The organism is Thermoanaerobacterales bacterium (genome assembly GCA_030019475.1).
GTDB lineage: Bacteria > Bacillota > Desulfotomaculia > Desulfotomaculales > JASEER01 > JASEER01.
In genome coordinates this window covers 1-6,344 of the sequence record JASEER010000066.1, presented here as the reverse complement: position 1 = coordinate 6,344, position 6,344 = coordinate 1, and the positions used below count along the sequence as shown (strand labels likewise).

Sequence of the window (6,344 nt, the reverse complement as noted above, 5' to 3'; positions counted from 1 at the left end):
GCGATAGGGACGGTCGCTGGTCATGGCGTCGTAGGCGTCGACGATGGCCAGGATGCGGCACTCCAGGGGGATATCCTCCCCCTTGAGGCCGAGGGGGTAACCCTCGCCGTTCCACCATTCGTGATGCTTCAGGATCCGGTCGGCGATCGGCGCCAGGTCGGACGAGGACTGCGCGATGTGGTAGCCGATTTCGCTGTGCCTCCTCATCACGGCTGTGTCCTCGGGGGTGAGGGGCCCGGCCTTGAAGAGGATGCGGTCCGGAATGCCGACCTTGCCTATGTCGTGAAATTGGGCGAGAAGGCGCAGGTCGTCGATGCGGTGCGCGGGGACGCCGGCGGCTTCCGCCAGGGCGGCCACCAGGTTCTGCAGGCGCTCGGCGTGCCCCTCGGTGATGAAGTCCCTGGCCTCGAGCGCCCTCATCAGGGTCTGGACGATGGCGCTGCGGGCGCTCCGGCTGCGATGCAGCTTTTCCCGGTACATATTGTTGTCCGCTTCCCTGAACAGCTCGTCCATACTGACCGGGGCCTCGCCGCTGACCGCGTGGCCGACCGACATGCTCAGGGGCAGTTCCGGGTGAACGGCATTGTACCGGACCACGGCCTCGCGGATCGCTTGCGCGACGCCTGCGACGGCGGTTTCGTCGCGGTTGGGGAGGATGACCGCGAATTCATCACCCCCGATGCGGGCGAACACGTGGCCACGGCAGGCTTCGCTGATAATGCCGGCGGCGGCCACAAGCAGGGCGTCTCCGGTCTTGTGTCCCAGGCTGTCGTTGACCAGTTTCAGCCCGTCCACGTCACAGACGATGATGCCTGTCGGGGCGCGGCGCTCCGCCTCCAGGCGGCGCATTTCCTGCTCGAAGTACATCCGGTTGTGGAACCCGGTGAGGGGGTCGTGCAGGCTTAAGTACCTGAGCCGTTCCTCCATCAGCTTCTGCTCAGTGATGTCCGTGAAACTCTCCAGGAGATGCTCCCGGTCGCCGAGGGAAGCCCGGACGACCGTCTTGATGACCGGGATCGGTTCGCCATCCGCGGTCAACAGTTCGCGCTCTGAATGGTCAACCGTCCGCCCGAGGTCGGTGATGGGGCACTTTCCTTTTTCATGCGGACAGACGAACCGGTGGCATACGGCGCCGACGATTTTGTCCCGGGGAAGGCCGATCAGTTCCTCGGCCGCCCGGTTGGTATCAACGATGACGTGTGTCCCGGCATCGATGACCAGAACGCCGCACTGCACGGCATCCAGGATGATCCTGAGGCGGCCCTCGCTCTCCCGCAGCGCCTCCAGGGATTCCTCAAGCTTGTCCATCATGTTGTTGACAGCGGCAGCCAGATTGGACACCTCGTCCCTGCCCGCGACCGGCAGGCGCGCGGCGAAACCGCCCCCGACACTCTTCACGCCCGCGTTAAGACGGGCCAGGCGGGAGAGGACCACCTTTTCCAGGAGCAGAATGATCACCGCGCCGAAGACCAGGCCGGTGGCCAGGATGGCGGCCATGGCGGTTTTCACGCCGGCCAGGCCCTGTTGGTGGATGTCGCGGGGCATCCTTACCTCAAGGACGAGGGCGGGGTTCCCGTAGACGTCGTTGATCAGGGTGTAACCGGCGATGAGGTCGTTATTGAGCGGCCGGACGGCCATCGCCGCCCTCGGCAAAGAGCCCTGGAAATCACCGGAGCGCTTGAGGCTCAGGGAGAGGTGGGTGGTTTGCGCCAGGCGCCGGACGACCCTGTCGGTGAGGTAGCGCCCCATGATCAAAGTCCCGCGGGGAGGGCCTTCCCCTTCGCTGGTGAGAATAGGCCATGCGGAGACGATGAGCGGGCCCTCGGGGAGGAGCACGATGCCCGAGACGCCGCCGGAGATGGCGCCTCGGCGCAGGAGGGGGCTCCCGGCCGCAAGGTGTTGCCGCAGGCTCGTCGGCACCGGGACTTCTTCGCCCTTTTCCGTGTCGAAGGCTTTCTCGAAGACGGGCCGGCCCGAGGGGTCGAGGTACGCGATAAGGTTGAGCCCGAGTCCCTTGAATGTCTCGTTGCCGAGGTTCGAAACAATATACGCGGAATTGCCGTCGGCGATGAACGTGCAGGTATCGTCCCACCAGGCATAATCGCGCGCCGTGGCGTCGAGCCCGGCGGTTTCCTCCGCCAGGGCGTCCCGGGCGCGATCAATGTTCTGCCGGACCGTCCCGTCCTCCAGCGCGCCGAAACTATCCAGCAGAACCAGGCGCAAAACGGTGTGGAGAATGGCCGTCAGCCCGAGGAGCGTGATACCGATGATGATCAGAGTCTTGGCGCGAAGAGTCACACGTTTGCCCTCCTGTGCCGAATGTTTCGACAAATCAGACACCAACCCTTTTCCGGATCGGCCGCCGCCCCGAAGTTTTCCCGGCCCGCGATAAAGTGCTATAATTTTCACAACTGGGATTGTATGGAGAGCGAGGTGTGGCCGCTGCACTACCGCCTTCTGGCCGTCGACCTGGACGACACCCTGCTCGATTCCGCCTTCAGGGTCTCGCCGCGCAACCGCGAGGCCTTGCGGGGGGCGCGGGAGAGGGGGGTCATCGTCACGCTGGCCACCGGGCGCATGTACGCCTCGGCGGCGCGGATCGCCCGGGAGCTGGGGATCGACGTCCCGCTGATCACCTACCAGGGGGCTCTGGTGCGCAAGGCCTCCGGGGGGCCGGCGCTGCTCCACCGGACGGTGCCGCTCGACGCGGCGCGCGCCCTCGTCGGCGCCCTGCGCGCCGGCGGCCTGCACGTCAACGTCTACCTGCGCGACCGCCTCTACATGGCCGAACTGACTCCGGTCGGCGCGCGCTACGCCGCGATTTCCGGCGTCGAGGCGCACCCGGTCGGGGACCTGCTCGCGCTGCTTGAGGGCGGGGAGGAGCCGACCAAGGTGCTGGCCATCGCCGAGGAGGAGGTCCTTGACGGGGTGATGGCGGAGATGCTGCCGGTATACGGGAGCGCGGTGCATATTACGAAATCCAAGCCGCACTTCCTGGAATTCTCTCACCCCCGCGCCACCAAGGGCGCCGCCCTGGCCTGGCTGGCGGAACGGTACGGCGTCCCGCGGGAGGCCGTGGTCGCCGTGGGGGACAGCTATAACGACCTGGACATGGTTGAGTTCGCGGGCCTGGGCGTAATCATGGGCAACGCCCGCGCCGAGGTCAAGGAGCGCGCCGACTTTGTCGCCCCGCCGAACGACCGGGACGGGGTGGCGGAAGTCATCGAGCGGTTCATCCTGGAGGAGGGCGGATAGCCGTGGGCTATGTGGCGGGGATCGACCTCGGCGGGACGAAGATCTACACCGTCCTGGCCGATCTTGAAGGAGGGATCCGCGGGGAGACGAAGGTCGCCACCCGGCCGGAGGAGGGTTTCGCCGCCGTCGTCGGGCGTATGGCGCGGACGGTGGACGACCTCCTGGCCCGGGCGGGGGCGGACCGGGGCGACCTGCTGGCCGTGGCCGCCGGGGCCCCGGGGCCGCTGAACCCCGTTACCGGCGTCGTTCACCAGGCACCGAACCTGGGGTGGCGGGAGGCGCCCCTGAGAGAGGCCCTGGCGGAACGCCTGGGGGGGGTTCCGGTGACCGTGGAGAATGACGCCAACCTGGGCGCCCTGGGCGAACACGTGTACGGCGCCGGGCGGGGGGTGAACGACCTGGTGTACGTCACCGTCAGCACCGGGATCGGGGGCGGCCTGGTCTTCGGCGGCCGGCTCTACCGCGGCGCCGGCTACGGGGCCGGGGAGGTGGGGCACCTTCCCGTGGCGCCGGGCCCGGCCTGCCGCTGTGGCGGACGGGGGTGCCTGGAGGCCGTGGCCTCCGGGACGGCCATCGCCCGCCGGGCGCGGGAGGAGGCCGAGGCGGGGCGCGCCCCGGAGATACTGGCCCGGGCGGGTGGGGACGCCTCGGCCGTCTCGGCGCGCACCGTCACCGGGGCGGCGGAGGCGGGCGACCCCGTGGCCCGCGGGATACTGGCCGAGGCCGCCGCCTACCTGGGCCGGGGTCTGGCCGTCGTCGTCAACCTCCTGAATCCCGCCGTGATCGTCCTGGGGGGCGGGGTGATGGAGGCCCGCCACCTCTTCTGGGACGGGATGGAGGCCGCCCTGCGGCGGCTGGCCCTGGCCGCCGCCCTTGACGGGCTGGCGGTCGTCCCGGCGGCCCTTGAGGGGCGCTCCGGTGCCATAGGCGCCGTCGCCCTCGCCCTGGAGTTGCATAGAAAGGGAGGGGTGGACCCAGGCTAGACTGTACACTGTTCTGACGGAGCGCGGGAAAGGATATATAAGTGTCTGGGTGGAAAGGAAGGAAAGCATTGCACTTCGGCAAGGGCGCCTGGCGCACCTTCGAGCGGGCCATCGAAAGAGAGTGGCTGGTGACCAACGGCCTCGGCGGCTTCGCCTCGAGCACGCTCATCAATGCCAACACCCGCCGTTACCATGGCCTCCTCGTCGCGGCGCACAACCCGCCGGGCCGCCGGACGCTGCACCTGGCCAAGCTCGACGAGGGGGTGCGTGTCGGGGAGACGTTCTACAACCTGGCGACCAACGAGACCGCCGGCGGGCTGGCCGAGTTCGGCTTCGTCCACCTGCAGCGGGTGCTGGTCGACCCCTTGCCGACCTTCATCTATAGCTTCGGCGACCTCTTTCTCGTGAAGAAGGTGGGTATGGTCCACGGCGCCAACACCACGGTCATCCTCTACCGGATCCATAACGGGCCGGAGGCGGGCACGCTCATCCTGCGGCCGATGGTCAACTGCCGGGGCTACCATTACATGACCGCCGCGGGGGAGATCCACTTCCGCCAGGAACCGCTGGAACGGGGCGTCCTCATCCGGGGGCGGGATGATGTTCCGGCGCTGCGCCTCGTGGCCGGCGCGGGCGCCTACCACCCCGGGGAGGGGTACTGGTACCGCGACATGGCCTATGCGGCCGAGCGGGAGCGCGGGGAGACCGCCCGGGAGGACCACTTCGTGCCGGGGCGCTTCGAGGTGCCCCTAGCGCCGGGGGCCGTGGCCACGGTCACCGTCCTGGCCTCCACTGAGGAAGAGCTGCCGTCGCCTGACGGCGAGGCCCTCCTCCGGGCTGAGGAGGCGCGCCTGGCCGGGCTGACCGCCGCCGCGGGTGGCGAGGATGCCTTCGCGCGCGCCCTGGTCCGGGCGGCCGACGCCTTCATCGTCGAACGCCGGTCGACGGGGACGAAGACGGTCATCGCCGGCTATCCCTGGTTCACCGACTGGGCGCGGGACACCATGATCGCCCTGCCGGGCCTGACCCTGGTCACCGGGCGCTGGAACGAGGCGCGGGAGATCCTGCTCACCTACGCCCGCCAGGAGCGCCGGGGACTGTTGCCCAACGCCTTCAAGGTCGGCGCCGAGGAACCGCTCTACAACACGGTGGACGCGCCGCTGTGGTTCTTCCTGGCCGCGTACAAGTACCTGCAGTACACCGGGGACGACGACTTCGTCCGCGCCGAGATCTACCCGGTGCTGAAGCGGATCGCCGCCTGGTTCGTCCGGGGGACCGACTTCGGCATTCGGATGGACGACGACGGCCTGATCCGGGCCGGCGCCCCGGACGTGCAGCTCACCTGGATGGACGCCAAGGTGGACGAATGGGTCGTCACGCCGCGGCATGGCAAGCCGGTGGAGATCCAGGCCCTGTGGTACAACGCCCTGCGGGTGCTGGCGGCGCTGGCCGAGCGCTACGGGGACGAGAACCCTTATCCCGGCCTGCCCGAGCGGGTGCGGGAAAGCTTCCTGCGCTCCTTCTGGATTGCGGACGCCGGCGGCGGCTGGCTGGCCGACGTGGTCGGGGACGAGAGGGCCGTGGACGCCAGGGTGCGGCCGAACCAGATCCTGGCCGTCAGCCTCCCCCACACCATGCTCGACCGCGACCGGACGCGGCAGGTGGTGCGCAAGGTGTGGCGCGAACTGTACGTCACCTACGGCCTGCGCAGCCTCGACCCCGGCGACGTTGACTACCGCGGCTACTACCGCGGCGACCGGGCGGCGCGGGACGGCGCCTACCACCAGGGGACGGCCTGGAGCTGGCTGATCGGCCCCTTCGTGACGGCCTACCGGCGCGCCGAGGGCTACTCGCTCGCCAGCCGGCGCCGGGCGGCGGCCTTCCTCGCGCCCTTCGAGGATCACCTGCGGGACCACGGGATCGGCTATATCTCCGAGATCTTCGACGGCAACGAGCCCGCCGCGCCGCGGGGCTGCATCGCCCAGGCCTGGGGGGTGGCCGAAATCCTGCGCGCCTACGTGGAGGACGTGCTGGAACGCGGATCAGAAACGTTAAGTAAGACTCACGGTGCAACAGTCAAGGGGGTCAAACTGGAAAATCATTAGA

At 68.8% G+C, this 6,344-nt stretch carries 4 protein-coding genes; 3 read left to right on the top strand and 1 reads right to left on the bottom strand.

Annotation, left to right across the window (positions count from 1 at the left end; all coding sequences use genetic code 11):
• Positions 1 to 2,298: CHASE4 domain-containing protein (locus tag QMC81_11505; protein ID MDI6908095.1), on the bottom strand; the 2,298-nt coding region annotated here is incomplete at its 3' end.
• A 123-nt stretch (positions 2,299 to 2,421) separates the two neighbouring features.
• On the opposite strand from QMC81_11505, the gene QMC81_11500 reads away from it, so the two are divergent.
• From QMC81_11500 to QMC81_11490, 3 genes are all read left to right on the top strand, one after another.
• Positions 2,422 to 3,255: a Cof-type HAD-IIB family hydrolase gene (locus tag QMC81_11500; GenBank protein MDI6908094.1), complete on the top strand. Its 834-nt coding sequence runs from the start codon at positions 2,422 to 2,424 to the stop codon at positions 3,253 to 3,255.
• A 2-nt stretch (positions 3,256 to 3,257) separates the two neighbouring features.
• Positions 3,258 to 4,238: an ROK family protein gene (locus tag QMC81_11495; GenBank protein MDI6908093.1), complete on the top strand. Its 981-nt coding sequence runs from the start codon at positions 3,258 to 3,260 to the stop codon at positions 4,236 to 4,238.
• A 68-nt stretch (positions 4,239 to 4,306) separates the two neighbouring features.
• Complete coding sequence (locus QMC81_11490; protein ID MDI6908092.1) at positions 4,307 to 6,343, top strand: amylo-alpha-1,6-glucosidase; 2,037 nt, start codon at positions 4,307 to 4,309, stop codon at positions 6,341 to 6,343.
• The last annotated feature ends 1 nt before the right edge of the window (position 6,344 follow it).

Excerpts from the sequence above, each read along its gene's own strand:
- QMC81_11500 (MDI6908094.1), top strand. The coding sequence starts at position 2,422 with ATGGAGAGCGAGGTGTGGCCGCTGCACTACCGCCTTCTGGCCGTCGAC.